Below are 24816 nucleotides of genomic sequence, written 5' to 3'. Positions count from 1 at the left end.
AAATATAAAATATGTCAGAATTATCTATTACTACAACACAAAATGTTAAAATAAATTTTATTGCTGCTACTGTAGGCGAGCGTATATCAGCTTACCTGATAGATTCGGTAATAAAAATTGCATATCTGTTAATGGTTTTGTGGGTATTTTACGGTATGCTCGACATGGACCGATATATGTCCGGACTGGATATGTGGTCCAAAGGCGCAATATTTATAATACTATTTTTTCCGTTATTAATTTACTCTATAACCTTAGAAAGTATTTTTGAAGGACAATCGTTCGGAAAAAAGCTGGTAAAAATAAAAGTAGTAAAAATTGATGGTTATCAGGCCGGTTTTGGCGATTATTTAATTCGATGGTTTTTTAGATTAATCGATTTTGACTTGTTTAACGGTCTTATTGCTCTCATTGCGGTTTCATCCGGAAAAAAATCACAGAGGTTAGGAGACATGGCAGCCGGAACAGCGGTTATAACTTTAAAGAATAAAATTAATATCAGCCACACGATTCTTGAAGAAATCGGAGATGCTTATGTGCCTACTTATCCGTTGGTAATTAAGCTTTCCGACAATGATATGCGTATTATTAAGGAAACTTTTCAGAACGCAATGATGAAAAACGATCATGAAATCATTTATAAACTGGTGGCAAAAATTGAAAGTGTGACCGGAATAAAAAATCAATCCGGAAATAATGAGGATTTTATCAGGGTAATTTTAAAAGATTATAATTTTTATACGCAGCATATGTAAAAAAATAAACAGAATCAGTTATTGCAGTATTTCCTAAAATAAAATATATTTGCAAGAAAAAACTTGTAAAAAAATAATTTATTTATGTTCTGCACTATTGATTTTATGAAAATGAAAAATGTATTTATTCTCGCTCTTTTATTAATTATTTCGTTTAATGCTGAAGCTCAGTCTGCTAAAAAGTTAGATAAAATTATAAAGCGTAATTATGAGATAATTGAGTGCAGCATTGCGAAAATGTCTGATAAAATAGTTGAATATTCGCTGCCGGGAGAGACAATTCAAATATCGCTTGATGCATCACAAATTGCAAGAATTGACTTTGCCAGCGGACGATCTCAAACTTTTGATGCTGCTTTATCTGCTCCATCAGTTTCATCAGCTCCATCAGTTTCATCAGTTTCATCCGTTCCATTGCAAAACGATTCTGAATCTAAAATATCCGATTTCAAAATAAGTTATGCTCCAATGAAAATTAATACTATTGCTGTATTACCTGTTCTTTATATAAACTCAGACACGCAGGAAAGTTCAGAAGATATAGCAAAATTTGCGCAAAATGATTTATATAGTAGATTATTAGATCGATCAGCAAATATATTCCCTCTTACGGTTCAGGATTTAAGAACAACAAACGGCTTACTTCGCAAAGCAGGAATTGATTATAAAAATGCTGATGAGATTCCAATTGAAGATCTTGAAAAAATACTGGGAGTTGATAATATTGTAACTGTAAAAGTTTCTTACAGTATTGATGCCCGAACTTCTTCGACAACATACAATAGTGGCGATATAAAAGTTAGCGGCGATCATAAAAAGGTCAGTAGTAGTGATATTTCGACAACAGATTCTAATACAGAGAAGGTTTATGATTATACTATTTACTTTGATATGTATAAAAATTCGACCAAAATTTACTCACAAAGCCGTAAGCCTTTTTTTAGTGACAAGGACAGCTGGATGGATTCTGTTTCCTACTTGTTAAAGAGAAGTCCAATTTACGTAAAAAGATAATGAATGTTTTCATGATTTAGATTTGTTGGTATTATCGGTACAGTAGATTATTCTACCTGTAGTATATGTAATCTTTTCTTTAAGGATTTTAAAATGTTTTTCAGGTTTTGGTGATAATTTTTTATATTTAACTGATTATTTAGTTAGTACAGTTGAATTAAAAATTTGAAAATGAAAAATTTGAAGCCTTTTCTTATTGTGTTTTTGTTACTTGGTACTTTTTTTAGTTTCGCTCAGGGCGAAAAAAAATTAGACAAAATTATTAAAAGAGATTATCAGATTATTGATTGTAAAATTGCCAAAATATCTGATAAACAGGTCGAATATTCGCTGCCGGGCGAAACTTTGTTAATCGTACTGGATGTTTCGCAGATTGCCCGAATTGATTTTGCCAGCGGACGTTCTCAGACTTTTGATGTTTCGGCTTCAAATACCTCACAGGATAATTCGGGCCAGCCTGTAACTGCTGCGACAATGAAAACAAATACTATTGCAGTACTGCCTGTTCCTTATGTTAATTCTGATAGTCAGGAAGGATCTGAAGATATGGCAAAATTTGCACAAAATGACCTTTATAACAAACTGCTCGATAAGTCGGCCAATATTTTTCCGCTTACTGTTCAGGATTTAAGAACAACCAACAGTTTACTGCATAAAGCCGGAATTAACCACAACAATATTGATGAAACACCAATTGAAGATCTTGAAAAGATATTAGGAGTAGATAATATTGTTGCAGCAAAAGTATCGTATACAATAGGATCAGGAACTACGGCTACAACGTATAGCAGCAGTAATACCAAATCAAATGATAATAATAAGAAGAAAACCAACGATGTATCGACAACAACTGCTAATACTCAGGCCTACTATTACTACACCGTTTATTTTGACATGTATAAAAACACAACTAAGGTGTATTCGCAGACCCGAAAACCTTTTTTAAATGTAAAAGACAGTTGGATGGACTCCATAACCTATTTGTTAAAAAGAAGTCCTATTTATGTAAAAAAATAACTAATTGTAGGTGAATTGTCTATTTAATCTTTGTACCTCTGCAGCTTGAAAATTTAACTAAAAAAAATGTTTCATTTATTAGATATTATTGGCACTATGGCCTTTGCTATGTCGGGTGCCTTAACTGCAATGCATAAAAAACTGGATCCGTTTGGTGTCTTTATCATTGCTTTTGTAACAGCTGTAGGAGGCGGAACGCTTCGTGACGTCTTAATAGGAAGAACTCCGGTTGGATGGATGCAGAATCTGCAATATGTTTATGTTATCATTCTGGGCTATTTTCTGGCGATTATTTTCAGAAAGAAATTTGACAAATTAAGAACTTCCTTGTTTCTATTTGATACCATCGGGCTCGGGGTTTTTACGCTGATTGGTCTCGAAAGAGGACTTTTAACGGGACTTCATCCTGTAATTTGTGTTGCTCTTGGTACCATGACGGCTTGTTTTGGAGGCGTAACAAGAGATATTCTGTGCAATGAAATCCCAAACGTTTTCAGGGAAGAAATCTATGCGACCATCTGTATTTTTGGAGGAATTGTTTTTTTTGGCCTCAGAAAGCTCAATTTAAACGACGATATTTTATATTTGGTCACTTCTCTGATTATTATTTTGATTCGACTGCTGGCAGTGAAGTACAAATGGAACTTAAAAGCATTCGATCATAAGTAATTTTTAAAATGACAGCATACACCGTAAAACGATACCACAAAAACGATTATACCTTATGGAATGACTTTGTAAGTCAGGCCAAAAATGCGACGTTTTTGTTTCATCGGGATTTTATGGAATATCATGCAGATCGTTTTGAAGATTTTTCGCTTCTGATTTTCAAAGAAGAAAAGTTACATGCCATTCTGCCCGCTAATACACAAGGAAATTCAATTCATTCTCATCAGGGACTTACTTATGGAGGATTGGTTTATAAAGAAGAAACCAAACAAACAGCCATAATTGCCATTTTTAACAGTGTATTGCTTTTTTTGAAGAATGCCGGCTTTAAGAAATTATACATTAAAACTCTTCCGTCTATTTATCATATCAAACCCGGGGAAGAAATTTTATACACCCTTTTTTTGGCAGAAGCAAAACTGATAAGACGTGATTCACTTTCGGTTATAGACCAATCACAGGAAAAATCAATTTCTAAAATTAGAAAGAGAGGATTAAAAAAAGCGATTTTAAATAAACTTATAATTAAAGAAGAATCGAAATTTGAGTTGTTTTGGAATGAAATTCTGATTCCGAATCTGGAAAACAGACACGATGCAAAACCCGTTCATTCAATTGAAGAAATAAGCCGACTGAAAGCATTTTTTCCGGATAATATTCATCAGTTTAATGTTTATTTTGAAGATAAAATTGCGGCGGGAACAACCGTTTTTGAAACCGGAACAACGGCACATTGCCAATATATTTCAAAAAATCCTGATGCAGAAAATTTAGGAAGCCTGGATTATCTTTTTCATTATTTAATCAATGAAAGATTTGCCAATAAACGCTTTTTTGATTTTGGGATTTCAAATGAAAATCAGGGAAAAAATCTAAACGAAGGTTTAACGTATTGGAAAGAAAGTTTTGGGGCAAGTACTATAATTCATGATTTTTACGAAGTCGAAACTTCAAATTATACTAAGTTAAATGGTATTTTTGTCTAAAAAAACAAAATAGATGATTTCGTTTCTGGACCTGAAAAAAATAAATCAACCGTATGAAGCCGCTTTTCACGAAAAACTGAAAACGGTTTTAGACAATGGCTGGTATATTTTAGGAAATGAAGTCGATACTTTTGAAAAATCTTTTGCCGCCTATTGCCAGACTAAATACTGTATTGGAGTCGGGAATGGTTTTGATGCACTTACACTGATCTTTAAAGCCTATATCGAACTCGGGAAATTAAAAAGGGGAGATGAGGTTATCGTTCCTGCGAATACGTATGTAGCAAGTATTTTAGCTATTTTGCAGGCCGGTTTAATCCCGGTTTTGGTTGAACCAAAATTAGAAACCTATAATATAAATCCTGATTTGGTTCAGGAAAAAATCACCTTAAAAACAAAAGCTATTTTGGTAGTTCATCTTTACGGACAATTGACCGAAATGGACAAAATAATCAAAATAGCTGCAAAAAATAATTTAGTTGTTGTTGAAGACTGTGCACAATCGCATGGAACAGAAGTGTTTAAACTTCAATTTTTAAAGACCAAATTCCAAAGCGATGAAAATCTACAATCTGCAATTTACAATTTACAATCTGCCTCCGCGTATAGTTTTTATCCGGGGAAAAATCTGGGATGTTTAGGAGATGGCGGCGCTATAACAACAAATGATCCTGAGTTAGAAAAAGTGCTTCGTTCGCTGCGAAATTACGGTTCTGAAAAGAAATATTACAACGAATTTGTGGGCGTAAATTCAAGACTGGATGAAGTTCAGGCGGGATTTTTAAACCTGAAACTCCCTAATTTAGATTCAGATAATGAAAAACGAAGAGCGATTGCCAGACGATATCTGTCTGAAATAAAAAACGATAAAATAATACTGCCTTTTTGGGATTTTTCGAATAATCATGTGTTTCATTTGTTTGTTATACGAACAGAAAACAGAGATGATTTACAGAACTATTTGCTTCAGAATAAAATTCAGACCGTTATACATTATCCGGTTCCGCCACACAAACAAAAGGCTTTTCCGGAATGGAATATTCTGTCTTTTCCTGTAACAGAGAAAATTCATAATGAAGTTTTGAGTCTGCCAATGAGTCCTGTTTTAGAAGAATCGGAAATTGATTTTATAATTGAAGTTTTAAATCAGTATTAATTTTTGATTTGATACAAATGAAAAAATTAAAACTGACAGTTAAACGATTCATACCCGAAATCATTTGGATTTCGCTTATCCGAATTTATAATTTTACAAAACTTCGCGCAGTAAATGATTGGTACCAAATAAAAAAAGCGCCTGAGAATCACCAAAAAGCATTGCAGCTTGTCAGGAAAAAGGAAAAAGTTAAAGTGGCTTTTTTTTTAATTCATGAATCGGTCTGGAAATACGATGTATTGTTTGATTTGATGTTGCAGCATCCTCGTTTCGAACCTCAGATCTTTGTTTGTCCGGCTGTGAATTTTGGTCCGGAAAATATGCTTTTTGAAATGAATAAAACATTTGAAGCATTTAAAAAGAAAGGATACAATGTTATAAAAACGTATGATGAGGCAGCAGGAAGTTATGTAGATATACACAAAACTTTTGCTCCTGATATTGTATTTTTTACCAATCCGTACGAAGGATTGCAGGATTACAGGTATTATATAAAAGAGTTTTCAAAAACATTAACCTGCTATGTCCCTTATGCTATTATGACCGTGAATTATGATTTTATTTATAATTTAAATTTTCATAATCTGGTATGGAAGATTTTTGCTGAAACTCCCATTCACAATGAAATAGCTTTGCAAAAACGAAAAAATAAAGGAAAAAATAACGTTTTAACAGGTTACCCGGGATTTGATCAGTTACTGTTAAATAAAAAGCAGCATAATTCTTCGGTTTGGAAAAATGCAAATCCAGATTTAAAAAGAATCATCTGGGCGCCGCACCACGCAATTTCTGACTGGAATAAAGTAGCTAATTTTTTAGAGTATTATGATTTCTTTTTAGAACTGGCAGATACATACAGTGATAAAATACAAATTGCATTTAAACCGCATCATTTATTACGAATTAAGCTGGAACAGGAATATTGGGGTAAAGAAAAAACAGATGCGTATTATACAAAATGGATGAATCTTTCAAACGGTCAGTGTGAAAATGGCGAATACACCACTCTTTTTTCAACATCTGATGCCTTAATACACGATTGCGGTTCCTTTATGGCAGAATATCTTGTAACCGGTAAACCGGCGCTTTTTATGGTTCGAGACGAATCGGTTATGGAACACTGGAATGCGTTTGGCGAACAGGCGGTAGCCGTACATTATCAATCCAGAACCAAAGAACAAGTAATCGATTTTATTGAAAATGTGGTTTTAAATGGCAGCGACCAAATGATGAAAGAGCGTACTGATTTTGTAGAAAATATGTTGCTTCCTAAAAACAAACTAACAGCATCCGAAAATATACTGGATTATTTAGAAAGCCAGATTTTTCAATAATTTAGAACTTTTGTAATTTTTATAAATGGGTAATAATTCTCTAAAGTCAACCGCAATAAAAGGAGTAATTTGGTCAGCAGTCGACAAATTTGCTGTTCAGTTCGGCCAGTTTGTTGTGGGTATACTGCTGGCCCGAATTTTACTTCCGGAAGATTTTGGCTTAATAGGAATGCTGACCATTTTTATAGCCGTATCGCAGACATTTACAGAAAGCGGATTAGGGACAGGTTTAATACAACGTCAAAATAGATCCGGCATTGATTTTTCGACATTATTTGTATTCAATTTAGCTGTAAGCGGTTTTTTTTATTTGCTGTTATTTTTTGCGGCGCCTTTTATTTCTTCTTTTTTCGGACAGCCGGAATTAACGTATTTAACCAGAGTTTTAGGTCTGACGCTGTTTTTTAATGCTTTTGCAATAGTCCAGCGGACAAAATTAACCATTGCAGTAGATTTTAAATCTATAGCAAAAAGCAATGTTATAGGAATGATTACAGGCGGTATCTGCGGGGTCGTGGCAGCAATAAATGGTTATGGAGTCTGGTCATTGGTTATTCAAATGCTTGCCGGAGCTTTCAGTTCCTCATTGTCTTTGTGGTTTTTAAGTAACTGGATGCCTTCTGTCGCTTTTTCAAAAAAAGCATTTCGATCTTTATTTGGTTATGGTTCCAGGTTATTGATCGCAGGTTTGTATGCTCAGATTCTCAATAACATCTACAATATCTGCTTAGGGAAATTTTATACTCCGGCTTCATTGGGTTATTATACACGTGCCAAAAGTTTTGCCGATATAGCTGCGGGAACAATTGGGAGTATTTTACAACAAAGTACATTTCCTATTCTGGCGTCTGTGCAGGACGATAAAGAAAAACTAATTTCTATTTTCAGCCGGATGATCCGTATGTCGGCTTTTCTCGTACTTCCGCTAATGACTCTTATTGCCTTACTGGCAAAACCGATAGTTTTATTATTATTGACAGAAAAATGGAGTTCTGTAATTCCGCTTTTACAATGGATCGTTTTTTCGCGTGTTTTTCTTCCGGTGAGTTCACTCAATTTGAATTTATTAAACGCTGCAGGGCGTTCAGATTTATATCTAAAAACCGATTTGTCTAAACTACCCGTAACATTACTGGCTATGGCCATTACAATTCCGCTTGGAGTAAAAGCTATAGTAATTGGACATGTGGTTACATCGGCACTGTTTTTTGCGGTAAATGCCTATTTGCCCGGAAAACTTTTTGGTTATGGTATTCTGAAACAGATAAAAGATATGCTTCCTTTTTTAGCAGCGACAATAGGAATGAGTATTGTAGTATTTATAACTTCTTGGCTAACAGAAAATTTAATTTTACAGCTGTTCTTAGGCGGTATATCTGGAGTGATAACTTATTTAGTTATCTGCAGATTATTCAGATTAGAAGAATTAAAAGAAGTTTGTGAAATCGTATTGAAAATGAAAAAAGGGTAAAAATCGGGCTGTTTATTTTACCCATGTTTGCAGATAGCGTTTGGCAATCATGATACAATCGTGTTCTTTTTCTACAAAAGCCCTTGCCCGTTTTCCAATCGCCGTTATTTCATTTGGATTTTCTATTAAAAACGATAATTCTTCAACTAAATAATCAACATCAGGACGCGCATTTACACAAACCCGGTCTGTAATTTTGTAATATTCTGTAAAATCATTTTCGGCGCCGGTAAAAACCACTTTTCCTTTTGCCATTGCTTCGAGTGCATTATACCCCTGATCTCTGCTGAAAGCCTGATCCATCAAGATATGAGCTTTGTTGTATAAATCAATATAAACAGGATAAGGAACTGTATTTGTAATGATAACTTCTACTTTGTCCGGATATTTTTCTTCAATCAGTTTCAGTGCTTTTTCAAAATACGTTATCCCTTTTTGATGGTAACTGTATTTATTAATCCCTAAAAAAATAATGACTTTATCGGCAACCACTAGTTCCTTAAAATTCAATTTGGTTAAATCTATCGGATATGGAATAAAATCAGAGAATATAGGATATTTTTTTGCAGCATCAGCATAATCGAAATCAGTCGCGATCAATCCGTTAAAATTGTTCATCATATATTGGTGAATTTTAATATGCCCTTTTTTAAAATAATCAAAAAACCAGTTAAATTCTGTAGAAGGATTTTCTATAGAAGGCTGATAAATAGATTTATAATCTTTGTTTTCAGTATAAAACTTAAGGGTCATATAATCCAGTCCACAGGATAATAGAAAAATGGACTTATTATTTTTCACTATTTTTTTTATTAGATAAAGCTCAAATCTTCGGGTTGTTTTTACAGAAGCTTCGTTAACAAACTGCACAACATCAAAATCCCTTAATTTGGGAAGAAACCTGAAAAAACGAATGCCATATTCGAGACTGACCAAATCAAATTTGAAGAGTCTGAATATAATTTTTCTGGGTATCGTGAAAATTTCTTTCTTAAAAAACTTTGCTTCATAATCGTAATCAACAGGATAACATCTGTAGCCATTGCTATTGCCTATCAAAACAACTTCGTGTCCCAGCTCTGTTAATCCTTTTTTTAAGGAATTATGTAAAAGACTGTATTCCCCGATTAGTAAAATGCGCATAAACTGTGTTCGTTAAAGAAAAAAAGTAAAAGTAAAACAATTACAAAACAAAAAAATTGCATTTTGTATTTAAGGAGAAAAAAAAATTACATTTGTTTAAGCTGAAAAAACATTTGAAAGAGATTTACAACATAAGCGACATCGAAATTTTAATTTCTACAATGAACCGGGAGTCATTGGATTTTTTAGTTCCAATGTTTCCTTTTGATCATTTTGCTAATTTTCAGATTTTAATTGTGAACCAAACCCAAAATGAGAAAACCTTAACTTCAGATTATTCAAATGTGAGAGTTATAAACTCATTTGAAACAGGTTTGGCAAAAAGCCGGAATACAGCTCTTGAAAATGCTGTTGGAAAAATCCTTCTTATTGCTGATGATGATGTAGTATATGAGGAAGAATTTTTGAATAAAATTATTCAGGGATATCATAAATTTCCGGAAGCGGCTGTAATACATTTTGAAGCCGTAAATTCAAACGGAGATTTGATTAAAAAATATCCTTCCGGTTCTAAACCGAATCTGAATATTTTTGATATTCTGAATGTGAGTTCAATAGAAATGACACTTAATAAAAGAATCATTGATGAATCGAAAATACGATTTGATGAAAATTTTGGTTTAGGAAGTGCTTTTGAAATGGGAGAAGAAGCTGTTTTTTTATCGGATTTTAAAGAAAAGAAGAAACAGCTGGCATTTTATCCTGAAATAATTGTGAAGCATGAAAGCCAGACTTCTTCAAATAAGAAAGATGATACTGAAAGATATTATATTCAGGGCGCATTATTTTCGAGAATCTTTAAAAAGAAATATAAGATTTGGCTGTTTATAAAATTGTTTTTTGATTTAAAACAGAAAAGAATAAAATTTAAAAACATCAAAACCGTTCTGGAAAGTGGCAGAAACGGACATGAAAAATTTGAAAAAATACCACGATGAAAATAAAAAATAACAGAGTAAAAATTATCCCAATTCCTAAAATTGAGGAACGCAGAGGGAATTTATCTGTAATAGAAAATGACACAATTCCTTTTGAGATAAAAAGAGTGTATTATTTGTATGATGTGCCGGCGGGATCAGAACGCGGCGGGCATGCACATAAAGACCTGCAGCAGTTTTTAGTAGCTTTAAGCGGCAGTTTTGATGTGGTTTTAAACGATGGAAAAGAAGAGGAAATTATTACGTTAAACAAACCTTATGAAGGTTTGTTGATTAATCCCGGAATCTGGAGGGAACTGCAGAATTTTTCTTCGGGTTCTATTTGTCTGGTTGTGGCTTCAGAGGTTTATATTGAAGAAGATTACATTAGAGATTTTGATGAATTTCTGGAATATTCTAATTGTAAATAGAGAAATCAAACCCTAATCTTTTTAAGGTATTCTTTAATCTTAAAAAGAAACGTAAAATACCGGAAGGCATTTTCATTAAAAGCCTAATTTTTAAGCTGATATTTTGCGGATCGACATCTTTTATATAAAAGTTCATTTTCTCTTTGTTTCCAAAAATATAATAGCGCAGGCCGTATTCGATTCGGTATAAATCGAGAAAACTTTTAAGTGAAGGATTTTCTTTTTCTGAAGGTTTAAATTGTTCAAAATCCATTAGTTTCATCGTATTTACAGGATTTTTAGCAAGACTTTTTGGGATGTTGTAATTATAAACTGCTGTGATTTTATTGGTTAAGGCAACCGGATATTTTATGCCTATTTTAGTCCATAATTCCAAATCCTGACCGTTTGTTACTTCGGGTGTAAACAGATCGTTTTCTTCTGCGATTTCCTTTGGAACTGCCAAAGCTGAAGTCCAGGTGATTCGAAAAGGACGGTTTGAAAAAAAATAATCTTTTACAATTCCTCTAAAAGACGGGTCTGTTCCATTATAAAAAGGGATTTGAAAATTATTTTTAGAAATCCTGATTTTATGGCGGGAACAATAGATGCCACAGTCTGGAAAATCACGATATAAATTTGATAATTCCTGCAGATGATCCGGAAACCAAAAATCGTCTGCATCCATAAAAGCAATAAGTTTTCCTTTTGATTTTTCTATTCCCAGATTTCGGGCGCTTGAAACCCCCTGATTTTTTTGATTGAAGATTTTGATTCTTTTATCTGAAAAACGATTTACAATATCTTCACTTTTATCGGTCGAGCCGTCATTTACTATAATAATTTCATAATCAGTAAAAGTTTGATCGAGGACACTTTTTATAGTCTCTTCAATATGAGCAGCTTTATTGTATAATGGAACAACAACAGAAAAAAATACCATAACCAATTATTTTTTTAAAGTGCAATAATACCCTAATTTATAGAAATCTAATAAATATAAGTTCGGGTTTTCTGAAGTTAAATTGTTTGTAATCCGGTTTTTAGCTGTCTGAAAAAATGCTTTTGCAATTTCGGTTAAATACAGTTTTTTTAAAAGTAAATAAGCTTTGGCCAGCCGAATATTTTTTGGATCAATTTTTTGAAACTGAATTAAAGCGTGCAGGTTTTTAACAGCCCTTTCAGATTTTTCAATAAAATCGATGCTGTTTTCATTATTGAAATGAATTAAAAGGTTTTCGGTATGAAGTACATCAACTGAATTTAAACGCAGATTTTCTATAAAAATCAAATCTTCGTATCCGTAATCTTTTATAAATTCCGGAAACGGAAATTTTAGCAGAATTTCTTTTTTTAAAAGCAGATTCCAGGTAAATACGAAGTTGTAATTATTTTCTAGTCTTTGTTTTAAAGATTTGGTTTCTCTTTGAATGCCGTATTTCCAGCGAAGTAATTTTTCTCTGGCGGGTAGAGAATCCGGGTATCTTACACCTCCAAAAATTACAGATGGCGAATTTGACAGTAATTCGATATAAGATTTAAGATAGAATTCATTCTCAGGCAGCGCATCTGCTTCCATAATCAAAACATAATCATATTTTGATTTGGAGCACAATAGGTTAATATTTCGTCCTCTGCCTAAATTTTCTTTATTAATAGAAAAATGACAGTTTTCAAAGGTATTTATATGTGAATTCTCGCTCGTAAATTTTTGGCTGACATCATCCTGTACCAAAATTTCATATTCAATTCCTAAATTATCTGCCTGCTGTTTAAGTTCTAAAACAAGCGGTACAACATTATAATTATAAGCAGGAATTAAAACAGAAAGCATTACACGCTTCTTTGCACTACTTCAAAAATTCTTTCATCCTCACATTTTAATGTTTTAGATGGGAATTTCATCAATAAAGCATAATCGTGAGTTGCCATGATAATGGTTTTACCCGCCGCGTTAATGGTTTTTAAAACTTCCAGAACCTCAGTACTCGTCTGTGGGTCAAGGTTTCCGGTTGGTTCATCGGCTAAAATAAATTCAGGATCATTTAAAAGTGCTCTGGCAATCGCAACACGCTGCTGTTCACCTCCGGAAAGCTGGTGAGGCATTTTGTTAAGGAAATCCTTCATTCCTACTTTGTCCAGAACTTCATCAATTTTGTGCTGCATGGCTTCTTTTTCAACCCATCCAGTAGCTCTTAAAACAAAAAGCATATTGTCTTTTATAGAACGATCCGGAAGCAGTTTAAAGTCCTGAAATACAATCCCGATTTTACGTCTCAAATACGGAATGTCTTTTTCTTTTAAAGTCGCAAGATCAAATTCTACAATATTTCCTTCTCCCTCAATTAAAGGCAAATCAGCATAAAGGGTTTTTAAAAAAGTACTTTTCCCTGAACCGGTTTTCCCGATAATATAGATGAATTCGCCATGCTGAACATCTAAATTAATATGAGAGATAATTTTTCTTCCTTCCTGATATATAGTGACTTCCTTAAGAGATAGTACGGTTTGTGACATAATAAAATTGATTTGAATGGTAAAAGTAATAAGATAACGACTGGATTCAAAATAAATTTCAATCATTTCTTAAGAAAACTCCCTGAAACGAATGGGCAAATTGAACGATACGACTAATTTGGAATATAGAACTAATTTTAAACCATATAAGTCATGTAAGTTTATTTTAGCTTTGCGTGTTGATTTTGTGTTGGGCAAAATCACGGCTGAAAAACTTAGCTTATAATTACTTATATTTCTTATATGGTGAAATTTAAGCCGCAAATAGCCGATCGTTAACATTTGTTCATAATAAAATTAAGAAACGTTTCGTTATAAACGGTATAAAATGATAAATTTGAATACTAAATATAACTAAAATGCGTAAACTTTCCTGGTTCTTTTTATTCCAAATTATCCTTATTTCTACAGCAGTTTCAGCACAAAAATCAGCTATATATACTTACGAATTAAAGGATTTTGACAAAGCACTGGCTTTATATAATGACAAACAATATGCTTCGGCACAACATATTTTCGAAAATGTAAAAAACACCGCAGTTACCGAAGAAGTAAAATCAGACTGTGCCTATTACATTGCCAACTGTGCTATCAGAACCAATAAACCCAATGCCGATGCTTTGATGGAAAAGTTTGTTGAGGATTACCCAACAAGCACCAAACAGAACCAGGCGTATATCGAGGTAGCGCAATATTTCTTTGAACAAGGCAATTATCCAAAAGCTTTACAGTGGTTTGACAGAGTTGACGAAAGTTACATGAGCAAATCAGAATCGGATAAATTTAATTTCCAGAAAGGATACGGCTATTTTAATGCTAAAAAGAAAAAAGAAGCGACAACATATTTCAATAAAGTGGTGAATTCTCCTGAATATGGTTCGCAGGCCAAATATTACTTAGGTTTTATGGCTTATGAAGGAGATGATTATAAAGAGGCTACCAAATATTTTGATGAGGTTTCGGGAGAAGAAAAGTACAAAGAGAAACTTTCGTACTATCAGGCCGATATGAATTTCAAATTAGGAAATTTCCAAAAAGCAATCGATTTGGGGCAAAAAGCAATGGAGAAATCCAATGCAATGGAAAAATCGGAACTGAATAAAATTATTGGAGAAAGTTATTTCAACTTAAAACAATACGGAAAAGCCATTCCGTATTTAGAGCAGTATGCAGGTAAAAAAGGAAAATGGAACAATACCGATTTTTATCAGTTAGGATATGCGTATTATGAGCAGAAAGAATATGAAAAAGCCATTTCACAATTTAATAAAATCATTGAAGGTAAAGACTTTGTGGCTCAAAATGCGTATTATCATTTAGGTTTGAGTTATTTAAATACGGGTAAAAAGCAAGAAGCTTTAAACGCGTTTAAAAATGCTTCCGAAATGGATTTTAATGCACAAATTCAGGAAGATGCTTCTTTAAATTACGCAAAATTAAGTTACGATATTGGAAACGCTTACCAGACCGTTCCGGGAATTTTACTGGATTTCTTAAAGAAATATCCAAACAATTCAAGCAGGGCAGAAGTAGAAAAATTATTAGTTGACTCTTATATTTCTACCAAAAATTACAAAGAAGCTTTGGTTTTATTAGAAAAAAACAGAACGCCTGAAAACAAAGCAGCGTACCAAAAAGTACTTTTTTACAGAGGACTTGAATTGTACAACGAATCAAATTATTCAGAAGCTTCAAAAATGTTCAAAAGTGCCATTGCTGAACAAAAAACACCTGAATTTACAGCCCGTGCGACTTTTTGGAAAGCAGAAACAGAATATCTTAACGACGATATGCAAAATGCACTATTGACGTACAAACAATTTGCAGGACTTCCGGCAGCAAAAAGTACAGACGAATATAAAAACATCAATTATAATATTGGATATACGTATTTTAAATTAAAAGAATACGATCAGGCTGCTAATTCATTTCAGGCGCAGATTGAGAATTCTAAAGAAGACAAAGTACGTTTAAATGATTCTTATTTACGTTTGGGAGATTCACGTTTTGTAACTTCTAAATATGCTCAGGCAATGGAAGCATACGGAAAAGCAATGGATGCCAAAAGTGTCGATGCAGATTATGCTCAGTTTCAAAAAGCACTTTCGTATGGTTTTATGGGGAAAAATGATCAGAAAATCAGTGAACTGAACAATTTCCTGAAAATGTATAAAAAATCAGAATATCGTGATGATGTTTTATTCGAATTAGGAAATACGTACGTGGCAGATAAGAAAAATGATCTGGCAATTAAAACGTACGACCAGTTAATTTCTGAATACAAAAACGGTTCGTTTACTTCAAAATCTATCCTGAAACAAGGTTTGATTTATTATAATTCAGATCGTGACGAGCAGGCTTTAACAAAATTCAAAAAAGTTGCAGCTGAATTTCCAAAAACGCCGGAAGCCTTAGAAGCCGTTTCTACAGCGAGATTAATTTATGTTGATTCAGGAAGAGTTGATGAATATGCGACATGGGTAAAGACGCTGGATTTCGTTTCTGTAACCGATGCTGAACTTGATAACGATACTTACGATGCGGCTTTTAAACAATACAGTCAAAACAACAGCAAGGCGGCGATTACCGGTTTTGCAGGTTATGTAAGCAAATTTCCTTCTGGTTTACATGCTTTAGAAGCTAATTTCTATCTGGCACAATTGTACTATGCAGAAGGTTCAGAAACAAAATCGACTTCTAATTACCAATATGTAATCGACCAGCCAAGAAGCGAATTTACAGAGCAGGCTTTAAACAGACTGGCTCAGATTTATTTAAAAGCAAAAGACTGCGATAAAGCAATTCCTGTTTTGGTACGTTTAGAAGCCGAAGCTGATTATCCTCAAAATAAAAACTTTGCACAGGCTAACCTGATGAAATGTTACTACGACAAGAAAGATTATGATAAATCGGTTACAGCAGCAGATAAGGTTTTAGAAAATCCAAAATCAGATGCCGGTGTAAAAGCCGATGCACAGATTGTTGTAGCCCGCGCCGCAATGCAGACCGGAAACGAAGACAAAGCAAAAACAGCTTATGCTAAACTTTTGGCAACTTCAAAAGGAGAATTAGCAGCAGAAGCTTTGTATTATGATGCCTATTTTAAAACAAAAGAAGGAAAATTTGAAGCATCAAATACTGCCGTTCAAAAACTGGCTAAAAATTATTCAGCCTACAAATATTACGGAGCGAAAGGATTGGTGTTAATGGCGAGAAACTTCTACGGATTAAAAGACAGTTATCAGGCTACCTATATTTTAGACAACGTAATCAATAATTTCACCGATTATCCGGATGTTGTTGAAGAAGCTAAAAATGAGTTGAATGCGATTAAGCTAGAAGAATCAAAAACGAATTCATCAATTAACAGATAGTTTATTAGTGAAAAGTAAAATGTTATCTGTGAATTGAAATAAAGCAGAAATACATTTTACCTTAAACACATTGTACAAGATATGAGTTTACCTTTTTATATAGTAGATGTTTTTGCAGATAAAAAATATGCCGGAAACCAGCTGGCGGTTTTTTTGGAAGCAGGAAATTTAAGTTCAGAAGAAATGCAGCAGATAGCGCGCGAAATCAATTTTGCCGAAAGTACATTTGTTACAAAACTGGACACAGAAAATAATAAAGCCGAGATCAGAATATTTACACCATCGCAGGAAATGCAGTTTGCAGGTCATCCTATAATTGGGACTTCGTGGGTTTTGATGAATAAAGTGTTTGATAATTCGCCTGACCAAATTAAACTGGAAGTGCCAATTGGACCCATTGCGATTCATCAGTCAGAAAGCTTGATTTGGTTAAAAGCAGCACAGCCAAAATTTTGGGATGTTTTTTCGAAACAGGATATTACATCATTCAGTAATTTGACTGTGAGTGATTTCGAAAACCAATTTCCGGTTCAGGAAGTTACCACCGGAAGTGCCTTTGTAATGGTAGGTTTGAGCAGTAAAAGAGCACTTGAAAATCTGGTTTTGGATAAAGATAAAACCGATCTATGGCTGAAAAATCATTGTAAAACAAGTCATCGAGGATTGTATTTTTATTATTTAGAAGGTTCAAAAATCTTCAGCCGAATGCTGTGCATTGAACACAACCAATTGGTTGAAGATGCCGCTACCGGAAGTGCCAGTACTTGCTTACAGGCTTTTTTACTAAAATATCACAAACCGGAATTAGAATTAACGAACCATCAGGGAGATTATATCAATCGTCCGTCTGAGATTTATTTCAAAGGAAAATTGACCAATGATCAGTTTGATATACAAATAGGAGGAAAAGCCCAGTTTGTTGCCAAAGGAGATTGGGAAGCATAATAATTTAGAGAATTAGAAAGTTAGATAATGTACGATGTGAAATGTGAAAAGTAAAAAAAGAGAGTCGTAAAACATCTGACATTTTACAATAGACATTTTACAAAATAAAAGAAATATGAAATTAAACTGCCGAAATAAAATCATCATTTTACTAGTGTTATTTGTTGTTCAGCTTTCGTTTGCACAAAAGAAAAATGAAAACATAGGAACAGAAACAGTAAACGTGGTAAAACCTTATTCGCCAACGATATCAGATGCGTTTAAAGTGAAAGAAATTCCTTCACTTGACGATGCCGGAAACCAGCCTAAAGAAACGATCAAATACAGTATTTTGTCTGTTCCGGTTGCCTCGACTTTTACCCCGGCAAAAGGAAATGCACAAGCTGTAGATAAATCTAAAAAAGAAAGATTGTTCAGCAATTACGCAACGGCTGGTGTTGGTAATTACGGAACTTTAAATGCTGAATTGTTTGTAACACACGATTTAGGAAACAACGATTATCTGGCAGGAATGTTTCGTCATCATTCTTCCCAGGGCGGTATTAAAGATGTACAGCTTAATGACGAATTTTACGATACAGCTTTAAATATTGGGTATGGCGTAAACAACCGCGATGTTTCATGGGGAGTTGATGTAGGATATCAGAATCAAATTTACAATTGGTACGGACTTCCGGCGGGATTTGGATCGACTTTATCACCTGAACTGCAAAATGATTTAATTAGAGGAATAAGTCCTGATCATTCTTATAATACGATTTCAGCAGGCGGGAATGCCGAATTTACAGAAGGTATTTTTAGCAAGATTTCGACAAGATTTACCCATTTTTCGGATAGTTTTTCTTCTTCAGAAAATCGTTTCTACCTAAAGCCGACTTTTAAAGTAGATGTTATGGATCAGGCAATAAATACAAATATTATTGTAGATCACGTAAGCGGTTCATTCAAAAATAATTACTTAAGAGATAATCTTGAACCGGTAAAATACAGTTTAACCAATTTTGGTATTGAACCGAGTTTTGTGGTTCATGAAAACGAATGGACATTAGAATTGGGTGCCGGATTGTTCTATGCTCTGGATTCTGAAAACAGCGGCAACAAATTTTATATTTATCCAAAAGTAAATGCTTCTTATAAATTAGTTGGCGATTTAATGATTTTCTACACAGGAGTAAATGGAGCGTTAAACCAAAACTCGTATGCTGATTTTGTGACCGATAATCCGTTTTTATCTCCAACTTTAAATATGAGACCAAGCAGTACACAATATAATGTGTTTGCGGGTTTAAAAGGAAAACTGGCCAATAATGTAAGCTATAATCTGACAGGTTCGTATTTAAATGAAAAGGACAAAGCGTTGTTTAAAAGCAATGATTATACAGAAGATTTCACAAACCAAAACTACGCTTTCGGGAACTCTTTTGGTGTAACGTATGATGATATCAGGACTTTCCGTTTCTATGGAGAATTAAAAGCTGATTTCTCTCAAAATGTGACTTTTGGAATTAACGGAACTTTTAATAGTTATCAAACAGATAATGTGGCCGAAGCGTGGAATTTACCATCAATGAAACTGAGTTCAAGTCTTGATGTAAATATTACCAAACAATGGTATGCCGGTGTAAAGGTTTTCTATGTAGGCGAACGTAAAGATATGCAGACTAATTTAAGTTTGGGAACAGATCCCGTTATTGCCACTTTAAAAAGTTATTTCGATGCCAATGCGCATTTAGGATACAAATATAATGAGCGTTTAACTTTCTTCCTTAAATTAAATAATATAGGAAATCAGGCTTACGAAAGATGGCTGAACTATCCGGTTCAGGGATTTCAGGTTTTAGCCGGAGGGAACTATAAATTCGATTTTTAGGACAGTTTTTGATGCAAAAGCAGTGAGGTACGAAGTTTTTTAAACAGAAAGTGCCTTTTTAGCCATAGGTTCATGGATTTTTTGGAGTAGATTCGTGAATTTGTGGCTATTTTTGTGACTAAATTAAAGAGTAATGGAAGTTATAATTAGACAAGAACAAAAAGACGATTTTGAAAGTGTTTTCCAGCTGATAGAAAAAGCTTTTGAAAAAGAAGAATATAGTGATCACAAAGAGCAGTTTTTAGTAGAAAGATTAAGAAAATCAGAAATCTTTATCCCGGAATTATCTCTTGTTGCAGAGATCGACGGAAAAATTGCCGGGCATATTTTATTTACAAAACTAGAGATTGTAAATGAACTTGATACTTTTGAATGTCTGGCCCTGGCACCGGTTTCTGTTTTACCTGAATTTCAGGGAAAGGGAGTAGGAGCAAAACTTATTTTAGAAGGTCATAATGTGGCAGAAAAATTGGGATATAAATCCGTTGTTTTGCTTGGTCATGAAAATTATTATCCAAAATTTGGATACGAACGCTGTTCAAAATACAATATCAAAATGCCATTTGATGTTCCTGCAGAAAATTGTATGGTTATTCCCCTTACAAAAGATGGATTGAAAAAGGTATACGGAAATGTAGTTTATCCGGATATTTTTTTTCAATAAAATCTTAAATTAAGAAACCTTAGCATCTCAGTACTACAGAATCTTACCAGCTAAAAAAATGACATTTAAAGAAAAAATATATTCACACTATATCCAAATGGTTCAGGATCGAATTGATGTTTTCAGAGACATGATTTCAAACCTGACCGAAGATTCTCAAAACGACGCCAAAGGTTCTGCCGGCGATAAACACGAAACCGCCTTATCGATGATGCACATCGAGCAGGAAAAACTAACCCATAAATTAAAAGAATCGATCGCACAGATAGCCGTTCTGGATAAAATTGACCCCGCCAAAACAACAGAAAACATCGTTTTGGGCAGTCTGGTAAAAGCAAACGGAATTTATTTGTACGTAAGCGTTGCACTTCCTAAAATTGCAATCGACGGAATTAATGTCATTGCACTTTCTCCGCAGTCACCTTTAGGAAATCATTTAATGGGGAATAAAGTCGGGTTTCAGTTTGAGATTAATAAAACGCATTATACTATTGAGAGTGTAGAGTAGTTATTTTCTAATTCTGCACAATCTTGTCATTTCAACAAAGGAGGAATCGCACTAGCTTATCCACAAAGTATATTCTTTTCGGAGCTGCTAGTGCGATTTCTCGTTCCCCGAAATGACAAACAATCCGCTGGATTATGTAAATTATAATTCCAGAACAACTTTCTTTCCTGACTTTACGAATCTTTCATTTAGATCTATACAACTCAAAAAATAATTCAAATACTTCTTAAAAACTTTCAATTTTAAACCAGTTTTATCCTCAAAATTAAAAATTTTAAGTTTCAGGCTTTTTTTGATGTTAGAATTTTACATTTTGTATGTAAATTGATTATTTTGATTGATAATTGTAATTGATATTGTTGTTTGTGTTTTTCAATTGTAACTAATACTTCATCTTTGCCCTATCAAAATAAAATTTAAAAGTAAAAAATATAAAATTATGTGCGGAATTGTATGTGCCTTTGATCTAAAGCAAAAAGCAGAAGCTTTAAGACCTCAAGTATTAGAAATGTCTAAAATCATTCGTCACCGCGGACCAGACTGGAGCGGTATTTACAGCAATGATAAAGCAATTCTTTCTCATGAGCGTCTGGCAATTGTAGACCCGGCTTCAGGAAAACAGCCTTTATTTACAGAAGATAAAAAACTGGTTTTGGCAGCAAATGGTGAAATTTACAATCACAGAGAACTTCGTAAACAATTTGAAGGAAAATACAACTTTCAAACTGAAAGCGACTGCGAAGTTATCCTGGCACTTTACAAAGAAAAAGGAGTAAGCTTTGTTGATGAATTAAACGGAATCTTCGGTTTCGCGATTTATGATGTTGATAAAGACGAATATTTCGTTGCCCGTGACCATATGGGGATCATTCCATTGTATATTGGATGGGACCAGCACGGAACTTTCTACGTAGCTTCTGAGTTAAAAGCTCTTGAAGGATACTGTACAAAAATCGAATTATTTCCTCCGGGACATTATTTATCAAGCAAAGACGGAGAATTTGTACAATGGTACAAAAGGGACTGGACGGAGTACGATGCAGTAAAAGACAACGAAACAAGCATTCCAGAAATCAGAAAAGCACTTGAAGCAGCGGTTCACAGACAATTAATGAGTGACGTTCCTTATGGAGTTTTACTTTCAGGAGGTTTAGATTCGTCTATAACTTCGGCTGTAGCCAAAAAATTTGCTCAAAAACGTATTGAGTCAGATGATACTACAGATGCGTGGTATCCTCAATTACACTCATTCTCTGTTGGATTAGAAGGTTCTCCGGATTTAGCTGCAGCGAGAAAAGTAGCAGATCATATTGGAACTATTCACCACGAAATTAAATTTACAATTCAGGAAGGTTTAGACGCTGTTCGTGATGTAATTTATAACCTTGAAACATATGATGTAACTACTGTAAGAGCTTCGACTCCAATGTGGTTAATGGCCAGAGTTATCAAATCAATGGGAATCAAAATGGTTCTTTCAGGAGAAGGTGCAGATGAGTTATTTGGAGGATATTTATACTTCCACAAAGCGCCGAACGCAAAAGAATTCCACGAAGAAAACGTTCGTAAATTAGGAAAACTTCATATGTATGACTGTTTGCGTGCTAATAAAAGTTTGGCTGCGTGGGGAATCGAAGGTCGTGTGCCTTTCTTAGATAAAGAATTTATGGATGTTGCCATGCGTATCAACCCGCAAGATAAAATGATTAACAAAGAACATCCAATGGAAAAATGGGTAGTTCGTAAAGCTTTTGAAGATATGCTTCCTGAAAGTGTTGCCTGGAGACAAAAAGAGCAGTTTTCTGATGGAGTAGGATACAGCTGGATCGATACTTTGAAAGAAGTTGTGGCAAGAGAAGTTTCAGACGAGCAATTGGCAAACGCAAGATTTAAATTCCCGTTACAAACACCTACTTCAAAAGAAGAATACTACTATCGTTCAATATTTACAGAACATTTCCCAAGCGATGCAGCTGCATTATGTGTGCCGCAGGAAGCAAGTGTTGCCTGCAGTACAAAAATCGCTTTAGAGTGGGACGAAGCTTTCAAAAACCTAAACGATCCTTCAGGAAGAGCGGTTGCAAACGTTCACGACGATGCTTATGTAAAAGCATAAACAAGTTAATTTTTAGAATTAGTATATAATTTTCGCGAAAAACGTTCTCAGAATTGAGGACGTTTTTCTTGTCTTATAATGTTAAATTCTAAAAATCAACATGTTGTGAATAAGTTTTTGGCAATTATTTAACTTTCTTTTGATATATTTGGAATATATCGATTTCGAGTTAAATCGTTGAGATTTTAGCATTAAAGTATAGAAAAGCAAAAAATAATATTTAGTTTTGCTTTTAGTTGAATTTTTTAATGATTTTTTAATGTTAAAGCTTATTACAATCATTAAAAAGTAAAAAAATAAAATAGTATGTCTGGAATATTGGCCGTTATCGGCAAAGGAAAAGACCCGCAGCTTGTAAAAGAGCTTTCAGAAAGAATGTCACATCGTGGTCCTGATGAAAGCGATTTACATATTATGGAAAATGGCAGCGTGCTCTGTCATGAAAGCTTATCTATTATCGATTTGAAATCAGGTAAACAGCCTATTCAGGGAACAAAAAATGCCTGGATGGTGCATGATGGGGAAATTTATAATTATGAGGAATTAAAAAATACGGTTTTAAAAGACCATACTTTCAGGACCAATTCAGATTCAGAAGTAATCGTGCATTTGTATGAAGAATTTGGCTATGATTTTTGCAATAAACTTGATGGAGATTTTGCTTTCGTAATTATCGATGGAGATAATTATGTGGCAGGAAGAGATCCAATTGGGATTAAACCTTTATATTATGGATTGGATGAAAGAGGAAGGATTTATTTTTCTTCAGAAATGAAATCTATTGCAGACCAGTGTAAATCATTTTCAACTTTTCCTCCGGGACATTATTATACGGCCAAAAGCGGTTTTGTAAAATACTACCGTCCGGAATACGAAGATCATTTAAAAGCAGACCAATGTCTGGATTTCGATTTAATCCGCCAAAGTTTAATCGAGGCCACCCGTAAACGTTTAATGAGTGAAGTTCCCGTTGGCGTTGTGTTATCAGGAGGTTTGGATACGTCTTTAATTTCTTCTATAGCTTCACGATTATTTAAAGAAAGCGGTAAAAAATTACCTTCATTTTCTATTGGGTTAGATGCCGATTCACCGGATAATTTGGCAGCAAGAAAAGCGGCGGCATTTTTAGGTACAGAACATCACGAAGTTCATTTTACGGTAAAAGAAGGAGTAGAAGCTTTAGAAAAAGTAATTTCGTCTATCGAAACCTACGATATTATTTCAGTTCGTTCCAGTGTTCCTATGTATTTATTGTCTAAAGCAATAAAAGAAAAGGGAGTAAAAGTAATTTTATCCGGAGAAGGTGCCGATGAAATTTTTGGAGGACATTTGTATTTTAGAAATGCACCATCAGCAGAAGAATTTCAGGATGAAACCATAGAAAGAGTTCAGAAGTTATTTACTGCTGATTTACTTCGTGCTGATAAAACAACAATGGCTCACGGAATCGAAACCAGAATTCCGTTTTTGGATAAAGATTTTCTGGATGTTACGATTCGAATTAAAACCGAAGAAAAACAGCCTAAAACCTATAACGGAGTTGAAAAATATATCTTAAGAAAAGCTTTTGATACGGCAGAAGATCCTTATCTGCCTTCTGAAATTTTATGGAGACAAAAAGAACAGTTTTCTGATGGAGTAGGGTACAACTGGGTTGATGAATTAATCGAATATTGTGCTTCTCAGGTTTCAGATGAACAACTGGCCGGAGCAAGTGCAGAATTTCCATACAATACACCTACGACGAAAGAAGCGTATTATTACAGATCAATTTTTCATAAATACTATCCGCAGGTCAGCGCAGCGCAAACGGTTCGTAAATGGATTCCGAAATGGCAGGAAAACCTGGATCCAAGCGGAAGGGCAAATGCTGCCCATTTAAACGGAAACTTTGAAGCTGTAAAATCCGGAATAGCAGTTTAAGGCATAAAATCCAATATTTAAAATTCT

21 protein-coding genes are annotated in these 24816 nt (G+C 34.0%); 17 read left to right on the top strand and 4 right to left on the bottom strand.

Annotated elements, in window-relative coordinates; all coding sequences use genetic code 11:
* The first annotated feature begins 11 nt into the window (after positions 1 to 11).
* From OZP11_RS07925 to OZP11_RS07890, 8 genes are all read left to right on the top strand, one after another.
* The gene (locus tag OZP11_RS07925) at positions 12 to 755 is read left to right on the top strand and encodes an RDD family protein (protein ID WP_281234684.1); all 744 of its coding nucleotides are present in this window, start codon (positions 12 to 14) and stop codon (positions 753 to 755) included.
* Between the two features lie 111 nt (positions 756 to 866).
* Positions 867 to 1769 carry a hypothetical protein gene (locus tag OZP11_RS07920; protein WP_281234683.1) on the top strand — a complete coding sequence of 301 codons (903 nt, stop codon included), beginning with the start codon at positions 867 to 869 and terminating at the stop codon, positions 1767 to 1769.
* A gap of 171 nt (positions 1770 to 1940) precedes the next feature.
* Positions 1941 to 2786 carry a hypothetical protein gene (locus tag OZP11_RS07915; RefSeq protein WP_281234682.1) on the top strand — a complete coding sequence of 282 codons (846 nt, stop codon included), beginning with the start codon at positions 1941 to 1943 and terminating at the stop codon, positions 2784 to 2786.
* A 66-nt stretch (positions 2787 to 2852) separates the two neighbouring features.
* A complete protein-coding gene (locus tag OZP11_RS07910) occupies positions 2853 to 3455 on the top strand; it encodes a trimeric intracellular cation channel family protein (protein ID WP_281234681.1) in 603 nt (200 codons plus the stop codon).
* Positions 3456 to 3463: 8 nt separating this feature from the next.
* Positions 3464 to 4441 (top strand): GNAT family N-acetyltransferase, encoded by a 978-nt coding sequence (locus OZP11_RS07905; protein ID WP_281234680.1) that lies wholly within the window; start codon positions 3464 to 3466, stop codon positions 4439 to 4441.
* A gap of 13 nt (positions 4442 to 4454) precedes the next feature.
* Complete coding sequence (locus OZP11_RS07900; protein ID WP_281234679.1) at positions 4455 to 5597, top strand: DegT/DnrJ/EryC1/StrS family aminotransferase; 1143 nt, start codon at positions 4455 to 4457, stop codon at positions 5595 to 5597.
* Between the two features lie 17 nt (positions 5598 to 5614).
* Complete coding sequence (locus OZP11_RS07895) at positions 5615 to 6931, top strand: CDP-glycerol glycerophosphotransferase family protein (RefSeq protein ID WP_281234678.1); 1317 nt, start codon at positions 5615 to 5617, stop codon at positions 6929 to 6931.
* A gap of 25 nt (positions 6932 to 6956) precedes the next feature.
* On the top strand, positions 6957 to 8402 hold the full coding sequence (locus OZP11_RS07890; protein ID WP_281234677.1) for a lipopolysaccharide biosynthesis protein: 1446 nt from the start codon (positions 6957 to 6959) through the stop codon (positions 8400 to 8402).
* 12 nt (positions 8403 to 8414) lie between these two features.
* Here OZP11_RS07890 and OZP11_RS07885 read toward each other — a convergent pair whose 3' ends face one another.
* Positions 8415 to 9545, bottom strand: a complete 1131-nt coding sequence (locus OZP11_RS07885; RefSeq protein WP_281234676.1) for a glycosyltransferase family protein — start codon at positions 9543 to 9545, stop codon at positions 8415 to 8417.
* Between the two features lie 113 nt (positions 9546 to 9658).
* On the opposite strand from OZP11_RS07885, the gene OZP11_RS07880 reads away from it, so the two are divergent.
* Complete coding sequence (locus OZP11_RS07880; protein WP_281234675.1) at positions 9659 to 10483, top strand: glycosyltransferase family A protein; 825 nt, start codon at positions 9659 to 9661, stop codon at positions 10481 to 10483.
* Positions 10480 to 10893: a sugar 3,4-ketoisomerase gene (locus OZP11_RS07875; RefSeq protein WP_281234674.1), complete on the top strand. Its 414-nt coding sequence runs from the start codon at positions 10480 to 10482 to the stop codon at positions 10891 to 10893. Before OZP11_RS07880 ends, OZP11_RS07875 begins: the two co-directional genes overlap by 4 nt.
* Here OZP11_RS07875 and OZP11_RS07870 read toward each other — a convergent pair.
* Genes OZP11_RS07870 through OZP11_RS07860 form a run of 3 tightly spaced genes read right to left on the bottom strand, consistent with a single transcriptional unit; the run spans position 10880 to position 13389 of the window.
* On the bottom strand, positions 10880 to 11815 hold the full coding sequence (locus tag OZP11_RS07870) for a glycosyltransferase family 2 protein (RefSeq protein WP_281234673.1): 936 nt from the start codon (positions 11813 to 11815) through the stop codon (positions 10880 to 10882). The genes OZP11_RS07875 and OZP11_RS07870 overlap by 14 nt on opposite strands.
* A gap of 6 nt (positions 11816 to 11821) precedes the next feature.
* The gene (locus OZP11_RS07865; protein WP_281234672.1) at positions 11822 to 12706 is read right to left on the bottom strand and encodes a glycosyltransferase family 2 protein; all 885 of its coding nucleotides are present in this window, start codon (positions 12704 to 12706) and stop codon (positions 11822 to 11824) included.
* Positions 12706 to 13389: a cell division ATP-binding protein FtsE gene (locus tag OZP11_RS07860; RefSeq protein ID WP_281234671.1), complete on the bottom strand. Its 684-nt coding sequence runs from the start codon at positions 13387 to 13389 to the stop codon at positions 12706 to 12708. Before OZP11_RS07860 ends, OZP11_RS07865 begins: the two co-directional genes overlap by 1 nt.
* Positions 13390 to 13748: 359 nt before the next feature.
* Here OZP11_RS07860 and OZP11_RS07855 point away from each other — a divergent pair, with 359 nt between their 5' ends.
* The 7 genes from OZP11_RS07855 (at position 13749) to asnB (OZP11_RS07825) (ending at position 24789) form a co-directional block, all read left to right on the top strand.
* A complete protein-coding gene (locus OZP11_RS07855; protein WP_281234670.1) occupies positions 13749 to 16763 on the top strand; it encodes a tetratricopeptide repeat protein in 3015 nt (1004 codons plus the stop codon).
* A gap of 81 nt (positions 16764 to 16844) precedes the next feature.
* Positions 16845 to 17708, top strand: a complete 864-nt coding sequence (locus tag OZP11_RS07850) for a PhzF family phenazine biosynthesis protein (RefSeq protein ID WP_281234669.1) — start codon at positions 16845 to 16847, stop codon at positions 17706 to 17708.
* 115 nt (positions 17709 to 17823) lie between these two features.
* Entirely contained in the window at positions 17824 to 19578 is a 1755-nt protein-coding gene (locus OZP11_RS07845; protein ID WP_281234668.1) for a TonB-dependent receptor, read from the top strand.
* Positions 19579 to 19711: 133 nt separating this feature from the next.
* Positions 19712 to 20242, top strand: coding sequence for a GNAT family N-acetyltransferase (locus OZP11_RS07840; protein WP_281234667.1), 531 nt, complete (start codon positions 19712 to 19714; stop codon positions 20240 to 20242).
* A 58-nt stretch (positions 20243 to 20300) separates the two neighbouring features.
* Positions 20301 to 20750, top strand: a complete 450-nt coding sequence (locus OZP11_RS07835; RefSeq protein ID WP_281234666.1) for a hypothetical protein — start codon at positions 20301 to 20303, stop codon at positions 20748 to 20750.
* 439 nt (positions 20751 to 21189) lie between these two features.
* Positions 21190 to 22866 carry an asparagine synthase B gene (asnB, locus tag OZP11_RS07830; RefSeq protein WP_281234665.1) on the top strand — a complete coding sequence of 559 codons (1677 nt, stop codon included), beginning with the start codon at positions 21190 to 21192 and terminating at the stop codon, positions 22864 to 22866.
* 306 nt (positions 22867 to 23172) lie between these two features.
* On the top strand, positions 23173 to 24789 hold the full coding sequence (asnB, locus tag OZP11_RS07825; RefSeq protein ID WP_281234664.1) for an asparagine synthase B: 1617 nt from the start codon (positions 23173 to 23175) through the stop codon (positions 24787 to 24789).
* Positions 24790 to 24816: the final 27 nt, after the last annotated feature.

Source organism: Flavobacterium gelatinilyticum, assembly GCF_027111295.1.
Lineage (GTDB): Bacteria > Bacteroidota > Bacteroidia > Flavobacteriales > Flavobacteriaceae > Flavobacterium > Flavobacterium gelatinilyticum.
Note: the sequence above shows the minus strand (reverse complement) of the source record. Positions and strands in the feature narration are given on the sequence as shown.